A 19,862-nucleotide genomic window follows, 5' to 3' on the forward strand; every position below is an offset into this window, starting at 1 on the left:
CGACGCTCAGGGGGGAGCCAAGGCTGTGGCAACGACGACGCAAGACATGGCGCGTGTGGAACAGGACGATGCCGGGACCCGGGCCCGCCCCGATGATCTCGCCGGAACCGCCCCGGGGGACCGGAGTGCCGCGCGGCAGCTGCTGGAGGCCCTGGCCGCGGTCCGCGACGGCAACTTCGATGTCCGGCTGCCGGTGCACTGGGACGGCATCGAGGGCAAGATCGCCGACGCCTTCAACGCGGTGGTCGCCAGCAACCGGCACATGGCCGCCGAACTCGACCGGGTGGGGCGCCAGGTCGGCCGCGAAGGCCAGACCGGCAACCGGCTGGCCGCCACCAGCCATGGCGGTGCCTGGCTTGGCATGCAGCAGTCGGTGAACGGGCTGATCAGCGACCTGGTGCGTCCGATCGAAACCATGACCACCGCCACCGCCGGCGTGGCCAAGGGCGACCTGACCCGCTCGGTGCCGCTGGAGGTCGACGGCCGTGCGCTGCAGGGCGAGTTCCTGCGCTCGGCGACGATCGTCAACCGCATGATCGAGCAGATGGGCGAGTTCAGCGCCGAGGTCACCCGCGTGGCGCTGGAGGTCGGCACCGCCGGCCGGCTGGGTGGGCAGGCCAAGGTCAAGGGCGTGTCGGGCGTGTGGAAGGAACTCACCGACTCGGTGAACCAGATGGCCTCCAACCTGACCACCCAGGTGCGCAACATCTCCGAGGTCACCATTGCCGTGGCCGATGGCGACCTGTCGCGCAAGATCACCGCCGACGTGCGCGGCGAGATGGCCCAGCTCAAGGAGGCCATCAACACCATGGTCGACCAGCTGCGCAGCTTCGCCTCGGAAGTCACCCGCGTGGCGCGCGAGGTCGGCACCGAGGGCAAGCTCGGTGGTCAGGCGGTGGTGCCGGGCGTGGCAGGCACCTGGAAGGACCTGACCGACTCGGTCAACGCGATGGCCTCCAACCTGACCAGCCAGGTGCGCAACATCGCCGAGGTGACCACCGCGGTGGCCAAGGGCGACCTGTCGCGCAAGATCGCGGTCGATGCGCAGGGCGAGATCCTGGCGCTGAAGAACACCATCAACACCATGGTCGACCAGCTCAACGGCTTCGCCGCCGAGGTCACCCGCGTGGCCCGCGAGGTCGGCACCGAGGGCAAGCTGGGGGGGCAGGCGATCGTCCCCGACGTGGCCGGAACCTGGAAGGACCTGACCGACCACGTGAACTCGATGGCGTCCAACCTGACCAGCCAGGTGCGCAACATCGCCGAGGTCACCACCGCGGTCGCCAAGGGCGACCTGTCGCGCAAGATCACCGTGGACGTGCGCGGTGAACTGCTGGAACTCAAGAACACCCTCAATACCATGGTCGACCAGCTCAACGGCTTCGCCGCCGAGGTCACCCGCGTGGCCCGCGAGGTTGGCACCGAGGGCAAGCTGGGCGGGCAGGCGACGGTGCCCGGGGTGGACGGCACCTGGGCCGACCTGACCGATTCGGTCAACGCCATGGCCTCCAACCTGACCAGCCAGGTGCGCAACATCGCCGAGGTCACCACCGCGGTGGCCAAGGGCGACCTGTCGCGCAAGATCGCGGTCGACGCCCAGGGCGAGATCCTGCAGCTCAAGGACACCATCAACACGATGGTGGACCAGCTCAACTCCTTCGCCGCCGAGGTGACCCGCGTGGCCCGCGAGGTCGGCACCGAGGGCAAGCTGGGCGGGCAGGCGACGGTGCCCGGGGTGGACGGCACCTGGGCCGACCTGACCGACAACGTCAACGCGATGGCGTCCAACCTGACCAGCCAGGTGCGCAACATCGCCGAGGTCACCACCGCGGTCGCCAACGGCGACCTGTCGCGCAAGATCGCCGTCGACGTGAAGGGCGAGATGCTCGAGCTCAAGGACACCATCAACACGATGGTGGACCAGCTCAACTCCTTCGCCGCCGAGGTCACCCGCGTGGCCCGCGAGGTCGGCACCGAGGGCAAGCTGGGTGGGCAGGCCACCGTGCCGGGCGTCGCCGGCACCTGGGCCGACCTGACCGACAACGTCAACTCGATGGCGTCCAACCTGACCAGCCAGGTGCGCAACATCGCCGAGGTCGCCACCGCGGTCGCCAAGGGCGACCTGTCGCGCAAGATCGACGTCGACGCCCAGGGCGAGATCCTGCAGCTCAAGGACACCCTCAACACGATGGTGGACCAGCTCAACTCCTTCGCCGCCGAGGTCACCCGCGTGGCCCGCGAGGTCGGGACCGAGGGCAAGCTGGGTGGCCAGGCGACCGTGCCGGGCGTCGCCGGCACCTGGGCCGACCTGACCGACAACGTGAACTCCATGGCCACCAACCTCACCACCCAGGTGCGCGGCATCGCGCAGGTGGTGACCGCGGTCGCCACCGGCGACCTCAGCCGCAAGCTGACCGTGGAGGCCAAGGGCGAGATCGCCGAACTCGCCGACACCATCAACTCGATGACCGACACCCTGGCGATCTTCGCCGACCAGGTGACCACGGTCGCCCGCGAGGTCGGCGTCGAGGGCCGCCTCGGCGGGCAGGCGAAGGTTCCGGGCACCGCCGGCATCTGGGAGAACCTCACCGGCAACGTCAACCAGCTGGCGGCCAACCTGACCACCCAGGTCCGCGCGATCGCCGAGGTCGCCACCGCGGTGACCCAGGGCGACCTCACCCGGGAGATCCAGGTCGACGTGCGCGGCGAGCTGGCCGACCTCAAGGACAACATCAACGTCATGATCGGCACCCTGCGCGCGACCACCGAGAGCGGGCGCGAGCAGGACTGGCTGAAGACCAACATGGCGACCTTCAGCAACATGATGCAGGGCCAGCGCGACCTGGTGACCCTGGGCAGCATGCTGCTGGGCGAACTGGCTCCGCTGGTCGGTGCCCACCAGGGCCTGATCTACTACGTGGTCGACGGCGACGAGCCCGGCCGCAGCCCCTACCTGCGCCAGCTGGCCGGCTACGCCGACGCCGGCCTGGCCGACTGCAAGCCGACCCTGGAGTTCGGCGAGGGCCTGGTCGGCCAGTGCGCCGCCGGGGCCGAGATCATCCTGGTGGAGAACGTCGACCCGGGTGCGCTGCGCATCCGCTCCGGCCTGGTGGAGATGGTCCCGCGCAGCGTCATCGTCCTGCCGGTGCTGTTCGAGGACCAGGTCAAGGCGGTGATCGAGCTGGCCTCGCTGTCGGAGTTCAGCGTATCCCAGCGCGCCTTCCTGGAGCAGCTGTCGGGCAGCATCGGCATCGTGCTCAACACCATCGAGTCGACCATGCGCACCGAGCGGCTGCTGGCGCAGTCGCAGCAGCTGGCCGGCGAGCTGCAGACGCAGCAGGACGAGCTGCAGCAGACCAACGAGGACATCGCCCTCAAGGCCGCGCTGCTGGCCGAGCAGAAGGCCGAGGTCGAGCACAAGAACCAGCAGATCGAGCACGCCCGCCGGGCGCTGGAGGAGAAGGCCGCCGAACTGGCCCTGACCTCGCGCTACAAGTCCGAGTTCCTGGCCAACATGTCGCACGAGCTGCGCACGCCACTCAACTCGATCCTGATCCTGGGCCAGCAGCTGGCCGAGAACGCGGACGCCAACCTGAGCGAGCGCCAAGTCGAGTTCGCCCACACCATCCACAGCGCCGGCACCGACCTGCTGCACCTGATCAGCGACATCCTGGACCTGTCGAAGATCGAGTCGGGCACGGTCACCATCGAGAACGAGGCGCTGCACTTCGGGCACCTGCGCGAGAACATGGAGCGTTCGTTCCGCCACGAGGCCGAGGGCCGGGAGCTGGAGTTCAAAGTCGGCTTCGCGCCCGAGCTGGGCGAGGCGCTGGTGACCGACTCCAAGCGCCTGCAGCAGATCCTCAAGAACCTGCTGTCGAACGCCTTCAAGTTCACCGCCCAGGGCAGCGTGCGGCTGAATGCCCGGCTGGCCGCGAAGGGCTGGTCGACCGGGCAGGACGCGCTGGACAACGCCCCGGCGGTGGTCGCCTTCGAGGTGGCGGATACCGGCATCGGCATTTCGCCGGACAAGCAGAAGATCGTGTTCGAGGCCTTCCAGCAGGCCGACGCCGGCACCTCGCGCAAGTACGGCGGCACCGGCCTGGGCCTGGCGATCAGCCGCGAGATCGCCGGCCTGCTCGGCGGCGAGCTGCGGCTGGACAGCCAGCCGGGCCAGGGCAGCACCTTCACCCTTTACCTGCCGCTGCTGCAGCCGGCGCGCGAACCGCCACGGCCGGGCCGTCCGGTGGCCATGACGGCCGGCGAGGCGCTGGCACGGATCGGCGGCCAGGAAGTCGAGCCCCCGTCCCGCGGGGAGGACGGGGATCCCCTGCACGGGCGGCGGGTACTGGTGGTCGACGATGACGTGCGCAACATCTTCGCGCTCTCCAGCGTGCTCGAGCGCCGCGGCATGAAGGTGCTGAGCGCCGGGACCGGTGCCGAGGCGATCGGCCTGGTCGCGGGTGACCCGGGGATCAGCGTGGTGCTGATGGACATCATGATGCCGGGCATGGACGGCTACGAGACGATCGGCGCGATCCGCCGTGACGCCCGTTGCGCCACCCTGCCGATCATCGCCCTGACCGCCAAGGCGATGAAGGGTGACCGGGAGAAGTGCCTGGAGGCCGGGGCGTCCGACTACCTGGCCAAGCCGGTGGTCACCGACGAGCTGCTCGGCATGCTCCGGCAGTGGTTGCGCCAGTGAGCCAGGCCACCGCTCCCGGGTGCGCGCGGATCCTGCTGGTCGACGACCAGCCGGCACGGCTGCTGACCTACCGCAGCATCCTGGAGCCGCTGGGCGAGGAACTGGTCGAGGCGCGCTCCGGCGTGGAGGCGCTGGAACGGCTGATGGAGGACGAGTTCGCTGTCATCCTGCTGGACGTGAACATGCCGGGCATGGACGGTTTCGAGACCGCGTCCATGATCCACCAGCACCCGCGCTTCGAACGCACGCCGATCATCTTCGTCACCGCCGTCAACGTCACCGACATGGACCGCCTGCGCGGCTACAAGCTGGGAGCGGTCGACTACGTAATGGTGCCGGTGATCACCGAGATCCTGCGCGGCAAGGTATCGGTGCTGGTCGAGCTGTACCGCAAGCGGCGGGAGCTGCAGGCGGCCAATGCCGCGCTGGAGCAGGCCAACCAGGCGCTGCAGGCGCGGCAGGAGCGCGAGCTCGAGGTGCTCAACGCGTCACTGCGCAGCGCCAACGCCGCGCTGGGCGCGCAAAACGTCGAGCTGCACGGGGAGATCGCCGAGCGCCGGCGGGTCGAGCAGCTGCTGCGCACCGCCGACCGGCGCAAGGACGAGTTCCTGGCCACGCTGGCCCACGAGCTGCGCAACCCGCTGGCTCCGCTGCAGAACGCACTGAGCATCCGCCGGCTGTCGCAGGACGCCGGTGACGGGCAACTTCAGGCGACCATGGAGCGCCAGCTGGCACTGCTGGTCCGCTTGATCGACGACCTGCTGGACATCGCCCGCATCAGCCAGGGCAAGCTGGCGCTGCGGCGGGCTCCGACCAGCCTGCGCGCGGTGGCCGAGGCCGCGATCGAACTGGCGCGTCCGGTGCTGGACGTGGGTGGCCATGCGCTGCAGCTGGTGCTGCCGGATGAGCCGGTCCTCCTGGTGGCCGACCATGCGCGCCTGTCGCAGGTCTTCGCCAACCTGCTCAACAACGCCGCCAAGTACTCCGACCCCGGCAGCCCGGTCCAGCTGCGCGCAAGCGCCGGCCCGGTCGCGGACACGATCCGGGTGGAGGTGGTGGACTCCGGCATCGGACTGGATCCCACCCAGACCGAGCACATCTTCGACATGTTCTCGCAGGTCGACGCCTCCGCCGATCGCGCACAGGGCGGGCTGGGCGTCGGCCTGACCCTGGTGCGCCACCTGGTGGACCTGCATGGAGGGGCGATCGGGGTCAGCAGTGCCGGGCCGGGGCAGGGCGCGACCTTCGAGGTGGTGCTGCCGGTCGCCGCCGGGCCGGTGCCCGCTCCGCCGGCGCCGGCCGCCGCGTGTCCATGCACCTCGCGGCCACAGCGCCGCGTGCTGGTGGTCGACGACAACCATGATGCCGCCGACACCCTGGCGATGATGGTCGAGATGCTCGGCCATGACGTGCGGCGGCTGTATGACCCGCACGAGGTGCTGGAGCAGGCGCGCGCGTTCCAGCCGGACCTGGTGTTCCTGGACGTGGGGATGCCCGGCTTGAGTGGTTACACGCTGGCGCCGGAGCTGCGCGCCCTGCCGGGCGGCGAGGCGCTGGAGATCGTCGCGGTGACCGGATGGGGCCAGCCGGAGGACCGCCGCCGCACCCGCGAGGCCGGGTTCGACCGCCACCTGGTCAAGCCGCCTCCGCTGGACGAGATCGAGCAGCTGTGCAATCGCCCGCGCCGGCAAACGGCGACGGAGCAGGCGGGTGGCTGAGCTGGACGGCACCGGACCGGACCCGGCCAGCGACCCGTCGGTACGGTTGCTGGAGCGCCTGGCGCACGACCTTCGCGGCCCGCTGTCGCCCATCCAGACCGCCACCTACCTGTTGCGCCAGGAGGGACTGGAGCCGGGGCGCCGCGACGAGCTGCTGGCGATCCTGGACCGGCAGGCGGTCAGGCTGAGCGAGATGGTGCAGGAGATATCCGACTGGGTCCGGGCCAGTGACGGCCGACTGGTGGCCCGTCGCGAACCGGTCGAGGTCCCGTTGTTGCTGGACCTGGCCGCGGGCAGCGTGGCCGGGGCGCCGCCCTGGGAGCTCGCGGCCGGCCTGCAGGACCGCCGGGTCGACGGCGACACGCAGCGGCTGGTGCAGATGCTGGCCACCCTTGCCGGCTTCCTGCACGCACGCGGCGGCCTGGCGCGGCTGCAGGCGATGATCGAGGAGGGCGGGCTGCGCCTGGAGCTGGAATCCGGGGTGCCCTGGGACGGGGACGAGGGCCCGATGCTGTTCGCCGGGCCGCACCCGGCTCCGCCTGACCAGGGCCTGGGCATGGGGCTGCTGGTCGCACGTGAAATCGCCCGGGCCCACGGTGGCAGCGTGGACCCGGGCGATGCGCGGGCGGGCGGGGCGCAACTGGTGGTGAGATTGCCCCTGGCAGGCTGAGGTCACTCAGGCGGCTGGGCCGGAACGAACGGGGACACCGGGTCACTGGCCGGGAAGGTTTCCTCGAGCGCCTCGTCGTGGTTCTCGTCCTGGTGCTTCTGGTCTTCGTTCTCCCCCGGCGCGGCGTTGCCGGGAGCGGAACCGTGTTCGGGTTTGCGCTGTGTGTTCGCGTTCATGGGGGCTCCTGCGTGGCTCCAGCGGGCGTTCGTTGCCCTTGCAGCCACGTTACCCATGCCCCGCCAAGGCAGCGTGAGCGCCACGCACGTCGATATGCATCGCGTCATGCATCAGCTCCAGTGCCCTCCTGCTGCGCCCGGCGGTGATCGCCGCCACGCAGTCGCCGGGCACGTGCACCCCGTATTCGCGCATATGGGCATCGGTCGCGGTGGCCAGGATGCAGCCATCGGTCGCCACTCCGGACACCAGCACGGTCCCGACCTCGAGTTTTTCCAGCAGGATCTCCAGCGGAGTGGCCAGGAAAGCGGAATGCTTGGGCTTGAGCACGAAGTAATCGCCCGGTTCCGGGGCCAGCAGTTCGGCAAGTTCCCGGCCTTTGCCCTCGCGGACCTGGGCGACGATCTCCCTGAAGTCCGCCTGCCAGTGCATGAAGTTGTCATTGACGTAGATGACTGGAAGCGCCGCGGCACGCGCGCGGCGGGCGAGGGCGGCGATCTGCCGCGCAGCTGCGACAGCATGCGGCTTCAGGGCGTCGGCGCCCTCGAAGTCCAGTGGATTGATCATGTCCACGACCAGCAGCGCGGCGCGCCGGTCGCGGTCGTCACGGATGCCCGAGGTGCTTGCCATGCACGCTGGATAGCAGGCGCGATGTTACGGGCAAGAAAAACCCGGGCAAGAAAAAACCCGACCGCGGACGGTCGGGTTCAGGTCTGGTGGAGGTGGCGGGAATTGAACCCGCGTCCGAAGGCACTCCATCCCCGGCACTACATGCTTAGCGCTCCGTTGGGTCTCGCCTCCTGACAGCACGGCGCGCAAAGCGCATCAGGAGACCAGCCTGCTTTGGGTTAACCGGGTGCTGGCAGGCAGCCACTCCCGGCGATTCCGTGATAATGACCCTACGTCGCGAGCACGGACACAAGCGATTTCGGGGCTTAGGCCTTAAGCGGCCAGTGCGTAGTTGTCGTCGTTGGCAACTAATGATTTGCAGCTGGATTTACGAGGAAAGCTACCCCCTCGGCATGCGCCAGGCGATTTCGCAACCCCCGTCGAAGCCAGTGCACCCCCGGGTAGTCGTTGTTTCGCTGACGGGATCCAGTATAGGGGCGGGCAGCGGCCCCGCAAGTGCCGTGCACCGGCCGGGCGCCATCCGTTAAGCCGGTGGACGACAGGCCAACCGGCGCCGGGCCGGTTATGCTGGCGGCCAATGAACGGACTCGACAGCGAGCGCTCCCCGACGGGTCGCGAAGCGGCCTGGGCCAACTCGGTCCGCCCGCGGCGCGGGCACCTGCTGGCACTTCTGGTGCTGGTCGCATCGGTCATCACCGTCCTGGCGCTGTGGCGCAGCGCCTACGTGCGCGAGGTCCGGGCAGCCGAGGCGCGGTTCGTCGCCAGCACCGAGGACGTCCTGCACCGGATCGAGCAGCGCCTGGGCAACTACGAACTGATCGCCGGCGGCGGCTTGTCGCTCTTTTCCTCGGTCAACCGCCCCACGCCGCAGCAGTGGTACGGCTACGCGGCGGGAATGGACCTGCCCCAGCGGGTGCCCAGCGTGGTCGGCCTGGGTTTCGCCGGCTACCTGCGCAGGCCGCTGGAGGAACTGGCCCGCGAATGGGAGGAGGCCGGCTACGGCCACCTGGACCTGCGCCCGCTTGGCGACCGGCCGACGTACGGGCCGGTGATGTACCTGGAGCCCCATACCCCTGAGAACCTCGCCGCGATCGGGTTCGACCTGTACTCCGAGCCGGTCCGGCGGCAGGCGATGGACCGTGCGCTGGACACCGGCGAGCCCACGCTTACCGGCCCGGTGCAACTCTTCATGGAAGACGATGACGCAAGCGGGGGGCTGGTGCTGTTCGTTCCGGTGTTCCGTGAGGGCCGGCCGCTGACCCCGGCACGCCGGCGCGAGGTGATGCTGGGCTGGGTATTCCTGCCGATCCGCACCGGCGCGCTGGTGGACGAGGCCCTCAACGAGCGTCGGAGCGAGCCCGACTTCGTCATCAGCGACGTCACCGGAGGCGAGCCGGTGGCGCTGTATGCCAGCCGCGGGGAGGTCGGCAACCCGGCGTTCACCCATTCGCTGCGGCTGGACGTCAGTGGCCGCGTGTGGCAGCTGGACTTCCGTTCCCTGCCACTGCACGCGGCCGCGCCCCGCTTGCACGGCCTGCAGCAGACACTTGCGCTGGGGCTGTTCGCCTCGTTGCTGATGTACCTGGTGGCATGGACGCTGGCACGCACCCAGTCACGCGCCCATGCCCTGGCGACCCGGATGACCGAGGACTACCGGCGCAGCGAGCAGCGCTTCCGCGCAGCGATGCAGTATTCGGCGATCGGCAAGGTGCTGCTCGACAGCCACGGCGACGTGGCCGAGGCCAACCCGGCTTTTTCCCGCATCGTCGGGCTGTCGCAGCAGTCGCTGGTCGGCGTGCATTTCGACGACCTGTTCGAGGACAGCAGCGGGCCGGTGACCGCAAGGCACGTCGGTGATGCGCCGGAAGTGAGCCGACAGACCCGGGTGCTGCACCGCAAGGGCGGGCATGCCCGGCACGTGCAACTCACCTATGCCCCGGTCCCCGGGAGCGTGGGCGAGGACATCGTCGGTCTGATCCAGGCCGAGGACGTCACCGAGCAACTGCGGGCCCAGGCGCGCGTACACGCGCTCAACCGCACACTCGAGCAGCGCGTCGCCCAGCGCACCCGCGAACTGAGCGAGGCCAACCAGGAGCTGGAGACCTTCGCCTACAGCGTCTCCCACGACCTGCGCGCGCCGCTGCGGGCGATCGACGGTTTCAGCAAGGTGCTGATGGAGCGCTATGCCGGGCAGCTAGACGAATCGGGGCAGGGCTACCTGCAGCGGGTGCGGGGCGCCGCGAACCGGATGGGCGAACTGATCGACGCCATGTTGCTGATGTCGCGCCTGGGGCGCAGCCCGCTCAAGCGCGAGCGCATCGACCTGAGCGCGATGGCCGCCGAGGTCGCGGAGGAGCTGCGTGCGGCAGACCCGGAACATCCGATGCGGATCACGATCCAGCCCGGCCTGGAAGCCGAGGGCGACGCCACGCTGCTGCGCAACCTGCTGCACAACCTGCTCGGCAACGCCTGGAAGTTCACCCGGGGGCACCCGGACCCGCGGGTGGAATTCGGCGCGGAGGACGGGACGTTCCACGTCAGGGACAACGGCGCCGGCTTCGACCAGGAGTACGTGGGCAAGCTGTTCCGGCCGTTCCAGCGCCTGCACGACCAGAAGACCTTCACCGGCCACGGCATCGGCCTGGCCTCGGTGAAGCGGATCGTGCAGCGCCACGGCGGAACGATCAGCGCCGAGGGCGTGGTGGGGCAGGGGGCGACGTTCCGCTTCACCCTTCCGGAGGGCGAGGAAGAGCCCGCCGCGGAGTAGGGCTCAGGCGTCGCGGCTGTGGCGGCGCATGACCCGTGCCTTTTCCAGCGCCCAGTCGCGGTCGCGGCTGGCCTGGCGCTTGTCGTGCGCCTGCTTGCCCTTGGCCACGGCGACCTCCAGCTTCACCTTGTTGCCCTTCCAGTACATGGCGGTGGGGACCACGGTGTAGCCCTCGCGCTGGATGAGCCCGAGGAGTTTGTCGATCTCGCGCCGGTGCATCAGCAGCTTGCGGGTACGGCTCTCGTCGGCGACCACGTGGGTGGATGCCTGGCTCAGCGGGGTGATCCGCGAGCCGAACAGGAACATCTCGCCGTCGCGGACCACCGCGTAGCTCTCGCCGATGTTGGCGCGGCCCGCGCGGATCGCCTTCAGCTCCCAGCCCTGCAGCGCCAGCCCGGCCTCGATCCGGTCCTCGAGGATGTAGTCGTGGCGCGCGCGCTTGTTGAGTGCGATGGTGCCGCCGGCGGCCTTTCCCTTATCCTTGCCGCTCTTGTCATTCTTGTTCTTCGCCATCCGCACATTGTGTCCGATCCGGGCCGATGGGCATACCGATGGCACGTACCCGGAATCCATGCCAAGCATCCGCCGTTCCGCCCTGGTCGAGCACTCCGTCGAACGCATGTTCGAACTGGTGAACGACATCCCCGCCTATCCACGCCGCTTCAGCTGGTGCGACGCCGCCCAGGTCCTCGAACACGGCCCGGGGCGGATGGTCGCGCGCCTGGACCTCGGCCTGGGGGCCCTGCGTACCTGGTTCACCACCGAGAACACGCTCGATCCGCCGCACCGCATCGACATGCAGCTGGTGGACGGACCGTTTCGCCGGCTGTCGGGCCTGTGGGAATTCCACGCCCTGGACGAATCGGCCTGCCGGGTGACGCTGACGCTGAACTTCGAGCCCACCGTGCGCCTGCTCGCGCCGGCGCTCGCGGTCGGGTTCCAGGGACTGGCCGACCGCATGGTGGACGATTTCATCCGGGTTGCCGACGGGAACGGCTGATGCGCGTCGAGCTGGCCCGCGCCTGGCCGCGGCGGCATGAGCTGCGGGCAGTGGAGCTTCCGGAAGGCGCCACCGTGGCCGATGCGCTGCGCGCGGCCGGCTGGAGCACGGGCGTGGAAGGGGCGGTGGCGGTGTTCGGCGTGGTGGCCGACGCGGCCACGGTGCTGCACGAGGGCGACCGCGTCGAACTGCTGCGGCCGCTGGTCGTCGATCCCAGGGAAGCGCGCCGGCGCAGGGCCGGCGGCCGCATGCGCTGAATTACTTGCGGTCGCGCGCCAGGTTCGGGCCGAACTGCTTGCGCGCGTTCTGCGAGATTTCCAGGTCCTGCTCGGGGAACCAGTCGCCCTCCCAGCGCTGCAGCTGGTCGTCCTGGAACCACAGGGTCAGGTTGCGCATCTTGGTGTGGCCCAGCCGGTCCAGCCGCTGGGTCGAGGTGTAGTCCCAGCGCTCCTGGTTGAACGGGTCCTGGATCGACGGGGTGCCGAGCAGGACCAGCACCTGTTGCTTGTGCATCCCTTCCTGCAGCTGCTCTACCGCGCTCTCCTCCAGCAGGTTGCCCTGGTAGATGGGCTGGCGGTAGATGATTCCGCAACCGGCAATGAACACGGTGGCGGAAACGGCGATCAGCAGGGTGCGCACGGGGTGCTTGGGCATTCGGGGAAGACCAGGGAAGACGGGCGGACAGGGCAGGCGTGAAACCGGCCCGATGATACACTCTCCACCGCCCGGTCCGCCGCCCATCGCAACAGGAGCGACGATGCCCACTGATGAACTCCGCAACGCCGGCCTGAAGGTCACCCAGCCGCGCCTGCGCATCCTGGAACTGCTCGAACAGGCCAAGCCCCGCCACGTCACGGCGGAGGATATCTACCGCATGCTGCTGGACCAGGGCGAGGACATCGGCCTGGCGACCGTGTACCGGGTGCTGACCCAGTTCGAGGCCGCCGGCTTGGTGCTCAAGCACAATTTCGAGGCCGGGCAGTCGGTCTACGAACTGGACCGCGGTGCCCACCACGACCACATGGTCGACGTGGAGACCGGCAAGATCATCGAGTTCGAGAACGAGGAGATCGAGCGCCTCCAGCACGACATCGCCGCCGCCTTCGGCTACGAGATCCAGGACCATTCGCTGGTCCTGTACGTGCGCAAGAAGCGGTAGTAACCGGCGGACGCCGGCCGAAGGCGCGACGCGCCGCGGCTCAGGCCGGCCCGACGTCGGCCAGCAGGCGCCGTGCCGCCGCCAGCGCCTCTTCGGTCAGCCCGGCACCCCCGACCATCCGCGCCAGCTCCTCCGCCCGCTCGGCCCCGCCGAGCCGCTGCACCTGGCTGCGGGTCACGCCATCGTGCGCGGCCTTGCTGACGCGATAGTGGCCGTGGCCCTGCGCGGCGACCTGCGGCAGGTGGGTGACGCACAGCACCTGGCGGCTCCCGGCCAGGGAGCGCAGCCGGCGTCCGACGATGTCCGCCACCGCGCCGCCGATGCCCGAGTCGACCTCGTCGAAGATCATCGTGGGCACCGCATCCAGGCCCTGGGCGGCGACTTCGATCGCCAGTGACACCCGTGAAAGCTCGCCGCCGGAAGCGACCTTGCGCAGCGGACGCGCCGGCTGTCCCGGGTTCGCGGCCACCAGGAACTCGACCCGCTCGGCGCCCTGCGGATCCGGCCGGTCGCCTTCAAGGGGCTCGACCTGGATCTCGAAACGCCCGCCTTCCATGCCCAGTTCCCCAATCAGCGCCGTGGCCGCCGTGGACAGCGCCGCGGCGGCCTCGCGGCGCTTGCGCCCGAGCACTCCGGCGACCTCGCGCCAGTGGTCCCGCGCCGATTCGATCTCCCGGTCCAGTACCTGCAGCCGTTCATCCGCGCCGCGCAGGGCATCGAGCTCGGCGGCGATGCGGGTGCGCTGGGCCAGCAGTCCCTCGGGGGGCACGCGGTGCTTGCGTCCCAGTTCGTGCAGCCGCCCCAGGCGCCGTTCCAGCCCCTGGAGGTGCTCCGGCTCCAGCTCCAGGTCGCCGCCGATCCGGTCGAGCAGGGCCGAGGCCTCGTCGAGCTGGATCGCCGCGGCTTCCAGCATGCCGTCGACCTCGCCGAGCCGCGGTTCGTGCTCGCCGACCTTCTGCAGCGCCGAGCGCACCTGGTGGATCGCGTCGGCCAGGGCACTGCCATCGGTTCCCGACAGGCTGGCCAGCGCCGCCTCGCAGGCGGCGACCAGGTCGCCGGCATGGGCCTGGCGGGTGTGGTCGGCCAGCAGCCGGGCAATGGACTCCGGCTCCAGGTCCTCGGCCTCCAACTCGTCGAACTGGTGTTGCAGCCAGTCGATCCGGTCGGAAACGTCGCCACGCTCCAGCAGGGCCTTGCGCTCCTCCAGCAACGCGTCCCAGGCGGCAGCGGCCGCGGCGACCGCCCCGCGCTCGGCAGCCGTACGCCCGAAGGCGTCCACCAGCGCCAGCTGGCTGGGGCGCGCCAACAGCGCCTGCTGTTCATGCTGGCCGTGGATCTCCACCAACAGCGAGGCCAGCGCGGACAGCTGGGCAAGGGTCGCCGGGCGGCCGTTGATCCAGGCCCGCGAGCCGCCATCGGCGCGGATCACCCGCCGCAGCAGGCAGCGCCCGGGCTCATCGGCGTTGTCGAGTTCCTGCGCCGCCAGCCAGCTGGCCGCGGCGGGTACCCCGGCCAGCTCGAACTCTCCGGCCAGTTCGGCGCGCTCGGCGCCATGGCGCACCACGCTGCTGTCGGCACGCTGTCCCGACAGCAGCGACAGCGCGTCGACCAGCAGCGACTTGCCCGCGCCGGTTTCGCCGGAAATGACGGTCAGGCCGGGGCCGAGGGCCAACTCGGCATCGGTCACCACGGCGAATTGCTTGATGGACAGGTGGGTCAGCATCGGCCCGCAAGTGTAGGGCCGGTTGCCGGCCAGTGGCAGGGGGCCGCGTGCGGTCTGCGGGTTGAAACCCGGCGCGTGGCCCCCATTGCGTCCCCAAGACGCGGCCCCGAGGGCCCGGTAACGCCAGCACAGGTAGCCAGATGACCACTGAACCGATGAAGGACGCGGCCGAGCAGGCCGCCGCGGAAAACGCCGAGCCCGGCACCCGGCAGGACGAAGCCGTGGCAGCGCTCGAACAGGAACTCGAGGCGGCGCGCGGGGAGAATGCCCTGCTGCGCGAGGACGCGCTGCGCGAGCGCGCCGACCTGGAGAACCAGCGCAAGCGCATGGCGCGCGAACTCGAGAACGCCCGCAGGTTCGCCAACGAGCGCCTGCTGGGCGAGCTCCTGCCGGTGATTGACAGCCTCGAGGCGGCGCTGCAGGCCGGCGGCGAGGGTGAGGCCGGCGTGCGCGAGGGAATCGAGCTGACCCTGAGGATGCTGCTGAAGGTTGCCTCCGACCACGGCCTGGCCGAGGTCCACCCGGTCGATGCGCCGTTCAACCCCGAGCACCACCAGGCGATGAGCGCGACCACCGATCCGGACCGGCCGGCGGACCAGGTGGTGCAGGTGTACCAGAAGGGCTGGGTGCTGAACGGGCGCCTGTTGCGCCCCGCGCTGGTGGTGGTCAACAAGCACGACTGAGCCGCGGGCGCTTGAAGTGACCCTCCACGTCCCCAGATAGCGGACATCGGGCGGTCCGGCCGCCCCAAGAATCAAGAAAGATCCCCGAGAGGAAAACGGAACATGGGCAAGATCATCGGAATCGACCTGGGCACGACCAACTCGTGCGTGGCGGTGATGGAGGGCGGCAACGCCCGCGTCATCGAGAACGCCGAAGGCGACCGCACGACCCCCTCGGTCGTCGCCTACACCAAGGACGGCGAGATCCTGGTGGGCGCGCCGGCCAAGCGCCAGGCGGTCACCAACCCGAAGAACACCTTCTATGCGGTCAAGCGCCTGATCGGCCGCAAGTTCTCCGATGCCGAGGTGCAGAAGGACCTCGACCACGTCGGCTACGGGATCATCGAGCACAACAACGGCGATGCCTGGGTGGAAACCGCCGACGGCAGGAAGATGGCGCCGCAGCAGATTTCCGCCGAAGTGCTGGGCAAGATGAAGAAGACCGCGGAGGCCTACCTGGGCGAGACGGTCACCGAGGCGGTCATCACCGTCCCGGCCTACTTCAACGACAGCCAGCGCCAGGCCACCAAGGACGCTGGCAAGATCGCCGGGCTGGACGTCAAGCGCATCATCAACGAGCCGACCGCGGCCGCGCTGGCCTACGGCATGGACAAGAAGGGCGGCGACCGCAAGGTGGCGGTGTACGACCTGGGTGGCGGCACCTTCGACGTGTCGATCATCGAGATCGCCTCGGTCGACGGCGAGATGCAGGTCGAGGTGCTGGCCACCAACGGCGACACCTTCCTGGGTGGCGAGGACTTCGACAACCGGGTCATCAGCTACCTGGTGGAGGAGTTCCAGAAGGACCAGGGGATCGACCTGCGCAAGGATCCGCTCGCCCTGCAGCGCCTGAAGGATGCTGCCGAGCGCGCCAAGATCGAGCTGTCGTCCGCGCAGCAGACCGAGGTCAACCTGCCGTACGTCACCGCCGACGCCTCCGGCCCGAAGCACCTGAACATCAAGCTGACCCGGGCCAAGCTGGAGTCGCTGGTCGAGGACCTGGTGCGCCGCTCGATCGAGCCGTGCCGCACCGCGCTGGACGACGCCGGCCTGCGCGCCTCGGACATCGACGAGGTGATCCTGGTCGGTGGCCAGACCCGCATGCCCAAGGTGCAGCAGGCGGTCAGCGAGTTCTTCGGCAAGGACCCGCGCAAGGACGTCAACCCGGACGAGGCCGTGGCCATCGGCGCGGCGGTGCAGGGCGGCGTGCTGGCCGGTGACGTCAAGGACGTGCTGCTGCTGGACGTGACCCCGCTGAGCCTCGGCATCGAGACCCTGGGCGGGGTGTTCACCAAGATCATCGAGAAGAACACCACGGTGCCGACCAAGGCCTCGCAGACCTTCTCGACGGCCGACGACAACCAGTCCGCGGTCACCGTGCACGTGCTGCAGGGCGAGCGCGAGCAGGCCCGCTACAACAAGTCGCTGGCCCGCTTCGATCTCACCGGCATCGAACCGGCCCCGCGCGGCATGCCGCAGGTGGAGGTGTCCTTCGACATCGACGCCAACGGCATCGTCCACGTCACCGCCAAGGACAAGAAGACCGGCAAGGAGCAGAAGGTCGAGATCAAGGCCGGCTCGGGCCTGTCCGAGGAGGAAATCCAGAAGATGGTCGCCGACGCGGAGGCCAACCGCGAGGAGGACCTGAAGTTCCAGGAGCTGGTGCAGGCGCGCAACCAGGCCGACAGCCTGATCCACGCCGGCCGCAGCACCATCAAGGAGCAGGGCGACAAGCTGCCGGGTGATGCCATCGGCGCTGCCGAAGCGGCGATCGCCGACCTGGAAACAGCCATGAAGGGCGACGACAAGGCCCAGATCGAGACCCGGAGCCAGGCGCTGGAACAGGCCCTCCAGGCGCTGATGGCCGCGGCGGGCGCCCAGGGGCAGCCGGGGACCGGCCAGGGGGCTCCGGGCGGCGAGGGCGGCACCGGCCAGGCCGCCGACGACGTGGTGGATGCCGAGTTCACCGAGGTCAAGGACGACGACCGCAAGCAGTAAGGGCCCGGTAACCGGCCCCGTCTGCGGATACCCGTCGAACCGGGGACCACAAGTCCCCGGTTCTGTCGTGTCCGAGGGTCGCAAGACGGCCCGCACTCCCCAAGCAAGCGAAGCATTCCATGGACAAGCGTGACTACTACGAAGTGCTCGGCGTCTCCCGTGACGCGGGCGCCGACGAGCTCAAGAAGGCCTATCGCCGCTGCGCGATGAAGTACCACCCCGACCGCAACCCGGGTGATGCCGCGGCGGAGGCCTCGTTCAAGGAGTGCAAGGAGGCCTACGAGGTCCTGGCCGACGCCAACCGGCGGCGGGCCTACGACCAGCATGGGCATGCCGCGTTCGAGCACGGCATGGGCGGCGGCGCCGGCGGGCCGGGCTTTGCCGACATGAACGACATCTTCGGCGACATCTTCGGGAACATCTTCGGCGGCGGGGCGGGGGCGCGTGGCCCGCGCCGCGGCGCCGACATCGGCTACGTGCTCGAGCTGGAACTGGAAGAAGCGGTCGGCGGCATCACCCGGGCGATCGAGATTCCCACCCTGGAGGAATGCAGCAACTGCGATGGCAGCGGCTCCGACGACGGCAAGCTGGAAACCTGCGGCACCTGCGGCGGACGCGGGCAGGTCCGCTTCCAGCGCGGGATCTTCTCCATGCAGCAGGGCTGCCCCCATTGCGGCGGGCGCGGGCAGGTCATCACCAGCCCGTGCGGCGACTGCCATGGCCAGGGCCGGGTGGAGCGCACCAAGCGGTTGGAGGTGAAGATTCCCGCCGGCGTCGACAACGGCGACCGCATCCGCCTGGCGGGCGAGGGCGAGGCCGGTCCCGGCGGCGCCCCGGCCGGCGACCTGTATGTCGATGTACGCGTGCGCGAGCACGAGATCTTCAAGCGCGACGGCGACGACCTGCACTGCGAGGTCCCGGTCCGGATTTCCCAGGCCGCACTGGGCGACACCATCCGGGTGCCCACCCTGGGCGGAGAGGCCGAGCTGCGGGTGCCGGCCGAGACCCAGTCGGGCAAGCTGTTCCGCCTGCGCGGCAAGGGCGTGCGCTCGGTGCGCAGCCGCGGCGAGGGGGACCTGTACTGCCGCGTGGTGGTGGAAACCCCGGTCAACCTGACCCCCGAGCAGCGCGAGCTGCTGGAGAAGTTCGAGACCACCTTCGTCGGCGATGGCGCCCGTCGCCATTCGCCGCGCGCGTCCACCTTCGTCGACGGGGTGAAGGGATTCTGGGACCGCATGACGTCCTGAGCATGGCGTCCGGGCCGGGGATCTTGACGCGGATCAGAAACCGGCCCGGGCACTCTGTTCCAATCGACAGGAACAGACCGACCCAAGGAGGTCCCATGTCCGCGTTGCTCCCGGCCATCCCGTCCCGCATGCATGCCCGGCTCGTCCGGATCGGCCTCGCCGCCGCGGTCTGCCTCGCGCTGGCAGCCTGCAGCGGTGAGCCGGAGGGCGACGCGCCCTCCGCCAGCACCGATCCGGCGCCCGTTCCCGGGGCATCCGCGCCCGGCCTGTCGACCGGGCCGGCGGCGTCCGCCAACGAGGCGGTCGAGCCCTCGGCCGACATGGCGGTCACCGGCGTTCCCGAGCAGGCACTGGGCGCGCCGGCGGACGACCTGATGGCGCGCGCCCAGGCGGTATTCAAGCCCATCCCGGCGCGCGCTCCCGACCCGGAAGGCAACCCGGTGACCGAAGAGAAGGTCGCGCTCGGAGGCCAGCTGTTCTTCGATGGCCGCCTGTCCTCCAGCGGCGTGATCAGCTGCAACAGCTGCCACAACATCGGCATGGGCGGGGTGGATGGCGTGCCGACCTCCATCGGCCACGGCTTCCAGAAGGGGCCGCGCAACGCGCCCACCGTTTTCAACGCGGTGTTCAACGTCGCCCAGTTCTGGGACGGCCGGGCCGCCGACCTGATGGAGCAGGCCAAGGGGCCGATCGAGGCCGCGGTCGAGATGAACGCCCGTCCCGACGAGGTGCTCGCCACCCTGCGCAGCATCCCCGGCTATGCCGAGCAGTTCGACCTCGCGTTCCCCGGCGAATCCGAACCGCTGACCTACGACAACATCGCCCGTGCGATCGAGGCGTTCGAGGTCACCCTGGTCACCCCCGATGCGCCGTTCGACCAATACCTGCGGGGCGACAACGGGGCGCTCGACGCCCAGGCCCGGCGCGGGCTCGCGGCATTCATGGACCGCGGCTGCATCGCCTGCCACAACGGGGTGAACCTGGGCGGCACGGCCTACTTCCCGTTCGGCCTGGTATCGCGGCCGGGCGCGGAACTGCTGCCGCCGGGCGACAAGGGACGCTTCGAGGTGACCCGCACCGCCACCGACGAGTACGTGTTCCGTGCGGCGCCGCTGCGCAACGTGGCGCTGACCGCACCGTACTTCCACACCGGCCAGGTCTGGAGCCTGCACGAGGCGGTCGAGGTGATGGGCACCGCCCAGCTGGGCACCGAGCTGACCCCGGAAGAGGTCGACGACATCGTCGCCTTCCTCGGAACCCTGACCGGCAAGCAGCCGCGCATGGAGTACCCGGTGCTGCCGGTCCGCGGGATCGACACCCCGCCGCCGTCGGCCTATTGAGGCGGGATC

Annotated in this window: 16 protein-coding genes and 1 other RNA gene; 11 read left to right on the forward strand and 6 right to left on the reverse strand. The window is 69.8% G+C overall.

Annotated elements, in window-relative coordinates; genetic code table 11:
- Window positions 1-46 precede the first annotated feature (46 nt).
- Genes LY625_RS01430 through LY625_RS01440 form a run of 3 tightly spaced genes read left to right on the forward strand, consistent with a single transcriptional unit; the run spans window position 47 to window position 7,093 of the window.
- Window positions 47-4,705: a HAMP domain-containing protein gene (locus LY625_RS01430; RefSeq protein WP_233737223.1), complete on the forward strand. Its 4,659-nt coding sequence runs from the start codon at window positions 47-49 to the stop codon at window positions 4,703-4,705.
- Entirely contained in the window at window positions 4,702-6,423 is a 1,722-nt protein-coding gene (locus tag LY625_RS01435) for a response regulator (protein ID WP_233737224.1), read from the forward strand. Before LY625_RS01430 ends, LY625_RS01435 begins: the two co-directional genes overlap by 4 nt.
- Window positions 6,416-7,093 carry a HAMP domain-containing sensor histidine kinase gene (locus tag LY625_RS01440; protein WP_233737225.1) on the forward strand — a complete coding sequence of 226 codons (678 nt, stop codon included), beginning with the start codon at window positions 6,416-6,418 and terminating at the stop codon, window positions 7,091-7,093. Before LY625_RS01435 ends, LY625_RS01440 begins: the two co-directional genes overlap by 8 nt.
- Window positions 7,094-7,095: 2 nt before the next feature.
- Here the strand turns inward: LY625_RS01440 and LY625_RS01445 are convergent, their stop codons facing one another.
- The 3 genes from LY625_RS01445 to ssrA form a co-directional block, all read right to left on the reverse strand.
- On the reverse strand, window positions 7,096-7,269 hold the full coding sequence (locus LY625_RS01445; RefSeq protein WP_233737226.1) for a hypothetical protein: 174 nt from the start codon (window positions 7,267-7,269) through the stop codon (window positions 7,096-7,098).
- Between the two features lie 49 nt (window positions 7,270-7,318).
- A complete protein-coding gene (locus tag LY625_RS01450; protein ID WP_233737227.1) occupies window positions 7,319-7,897 on the reverse strand; it encodes an isochorismatase family cysteine hydrolase in 579 nt (192 codons plus the stop codon).
- A gap of 84 nt (window positions 7,898-7,981) precedes the next feature.
- Window positions 7,982-8,335, reverse strand: a transfer-messenger RNA (tmRNA) gene (ssrA, locus tag LY625_RS01455).
- A 139-nt stretch (window positions 8,336-8,474) separates the two neighbouring features.
- Here ssrA and LY625_RS01460 point away from each other — a divergent pair.
- Complete coding sequence (locus LY625_RS01460; RefSeq protein WP_233737228.1) at window positions 8,475-10,664, forward strand: CHASE domain-containing protein; 2,190 nt, start codon at window positions 8,475-8,477, stop codon at window positions 10,662-10,664.
- Window positions 10,665-10,667: 3 nt separating this feature from the next.
- Here the strand turns inward: LY625_RS01460 and smpB are convergent, their stop codons facing one another.
- Window positions 10,668-11,177 carry an SsrA-binding protein SmpB gene (smpB, locus tag LY625_RS01465; RefSeq protein ID WP_233737229.1) on the reverse strand — a complete coding sequence of 170 codons (510 nt, stop codon included), beginning with the start codon at window positions 11,175-11,177 and terminating at the stop codon, window positions 10,668-10,670.
- A 58-nt stretch (window positions 11,178-11,235) separates the two neighbouring features.
- Between smpB and LY625_RS01470 the strand changes: the two genes are divergently transcribed.
- Together LY625_RS01470 and LY625_RS01475 are read left to right on the forward strand one after the other, a co-directional pair.
- Window positions 11,236-11,664: a type II toxin-antitoxin system RatA family toxin gene (locus LY625_RS01470; RefSeq protein WP_233737230.1), complete on the forward strand. Its 429-nt coding sequence runs from the start codon at window positions 11,236-11,238 to the stop codon at window positions 11,662-11,664.
- Complete coding sequence (locus LY625_RS01475) at window positions 11,664-11,921, forward strand: RnfH family protein (RefSeq protein WP_233737231.1); 258 nt, start codon at window positions 11,664-11,666, stop codon at window positions 11,919-11,921. Before LY625_RS01470 ends, LY625_RS01475 begins: the two co-directional genes overlap by 1 nt.
- 1 nt (window position 11,922) lies before the next feature.
- Here the strand turns inward: LY625_RS01475 and bamE are convergent, their stop codons facing one another.
- Window positions 11,923-12,303, reverse strand: a complete 381-nt coding sequence (gene bamE / locus LY625_RS01480) for an outer membrane protein assembly factor BamE (RefSeq protein WP_233737555.1) — start codon at window positions 12,301-12,303, stop codon at window positions 11,923-11,925.
- Window positions 12,304-12,421: 118 nt separating this feature from the next.
- On the opposite strand from bamE, the gene fur reads away from it, so the two are divergent.
- Window positions 12,422-12,823, forward strand: a complete 402-nt coding sequence (fur, locus tag LY625_RS01485; RefSeq protein ID WP_233737232.1) for a ferric iron uptake transcriptional regulator — start codon at window positions 12,422-12,424, stop codon at window positions 12,821-12,823.
- A 40-nt stretch (window positions 12,824-12,863) separates the two neighbouring features.
- Here the strand turns inward: fur and recN are convergent, their stop codons facing one another.
- Window positions 12,864-14,546: a DNA repair protein RecN gene (recN, locus tag LY625_RS01490; RefSeq protein WP_233737233.1), complete on the reverse strand. Its 1,683-nt coding sequence runs from the start codon at window positions 14,544-14,546 to the stop codon at window positions 12,864-12,866.
- Window positions 14,547-14,686: 140 nt separating this feature from the next.
- On the opposite strand from recN, the gene grpE reads away from it, so the two are divergent.
- The 4 genes from grpE to LY625_RS01510 all read left to right on the forward strand — a co-directional run bounded on the left by grpE (window position 14,687) and on the right by LY625_RS01510 (window position 19,853).
- Window positions 14,687-15,229 (forward strand): nucleotide exchange factor GrpE, encoded by a 543-nt coding sequence (grpE, locus tag LY625_RS01495; RefSeq protein WP_343223444.1) that lies wholly within the window; start codon window positions 14,687-14,689, stop codon window positions 15,227-15,229.
- A 102-nt stretch (window positions 15,230-15,331) separates the two neighbouring features.
- Window positions 15,332-17,266, forward strand: a complete 1,935-nt coding sequence (gene dnaK, locus LY625_RS01500; protein ID WP_233737234.1) for a molecular chaperone DnaK — start codon at window positions 15,332-15,334, stop codon at window positions 17,264-17,266.
- A gap of 119 nt (window positions 17,267-17,385) precedes the next feature.
- Window positions 17,386-18,513 carry a molecular chaperone DnaJ gene (gene dnaJ / locus LY625_RS01505; protein WP_233737235.1) on the forward strand — a complete coding sequence of 376 codons (1,128 nt, stop codon included), beginning with the start codon at window positions 17,386-17,388 and terminating at the stop codon, window positions 18,511-18,513.
- A 95-nt stretch (window positions 18,514-18,608) separates the two neighbouring features.
- Window positions 18,609-19,853: a cytochrome-c peroxidase gene (locus LY625_RS01510; protein WP_305067661.1), complete on the forward strand. Its 1,245-nt coding sequence runs from the start codon at window positions 18,609-18,611 to the stop codon at window positions 19,851-19,853.
- Window positions 19,854-19,862 lie beyond the last annotated feature (9 nt).

It is taken from the genome of Lysobacter sp. GX 14042, from assembly GCF_021390425.1.
GTDB lineage: Bacteria > Pseudomonadota > Gammaproteobacteria > Xanthomonadales > Xanthomonadaceae > Novilysobacter.

Bases quoted from the DNA above. Each gene is read 5' to 3' on its own strand.
- LY625_RS01470 (WP_233737230.1), top strand. From the start codon at position 11,236: ATGCCAAGCATCCGCCGTTCCGCCCTGGTCGAGCACTCCGTCGAACGC.
- LY625_RS01460 (WP_233737228.1), top strand. From the start codon at position 8,475: ATGAACGGACTCGACAGCGAGCGCTCCCCGACGGGTCGCGAAGCGGCC.
- dnaJ (WP_233737235.1), top strand. From the start codon at position 17,386: ATGGACAAGCGTGACTACTACGAAGTGCTCGGCGTCTCCCGTGACGCG.
- dnaK (WP_233737234.1), top strand. From the start codon at position 15,332: ATGGGCAAGATCATCGGAATCGACCTGGGCACGACCAACTCGTGCGTG.
- LY625_RS01510 (WP_305067661.1), top strand. From the start codon at position 18,609: ATGTCCGCGTTGCTCCCGGCCATCCCGTCCCGCATGCATGCCCGGCTC.
- LY625_RS01475 (WP_233737231.1), top strand. From the start codon at position 11,664: ATGCGCGTCGAGCTGGCCCGCGCCTGGCCGCGGCGGCATGAGCTGCGG.
- fur (WP_233737232.1), top strand. From the start codon at position 12,422: ATGCCCACTGATGAACTCCGCAACGCCGGCCTGAAGGTCACCCAGCCG.
- recN (WP_233737233.1), bottom strand. From the start codon at position 14,546: ATGCTGACCCACCTGTCCATCAAGCAATTCGCCGTGGTGACCGATGCC.
- LY625_RS01450 (WP_233737227.1), bottom strand. From the start codon at position 7,897: ATGGCAAGCACCTCGGGCATCCGTGACGACCGCGACCGGCGCGCCGCG.
- LY625_RS01430 (WP_233737223.1), top strand. From the start codon at position 47: ATGGCGCGTGTGGAACAGGACGATGCCGGGACCCGGGCCCGCCCCGAT.
- smpB (WP_233737229.1), bottom strand. From the start codon at position 11,177: ATGGCGAAGAACAAGAATGACAAGAGCGGCAAGGATAAGGGAAAGGCC.
- grpE (WP_343223444.1), top strand. From the start codon at position 14,687: ATGACCACTGAACCGATGAAGGACGCGGCCGAGCAGGCCGCCGCGGAA.
- LY625_RS01445 (WP_233737226.1), bottom strand. From the start codon at position 7,269: ATGAACGCGAACACACAGCGCAAACCCGAACACGGTTCCGCTCCCGGC.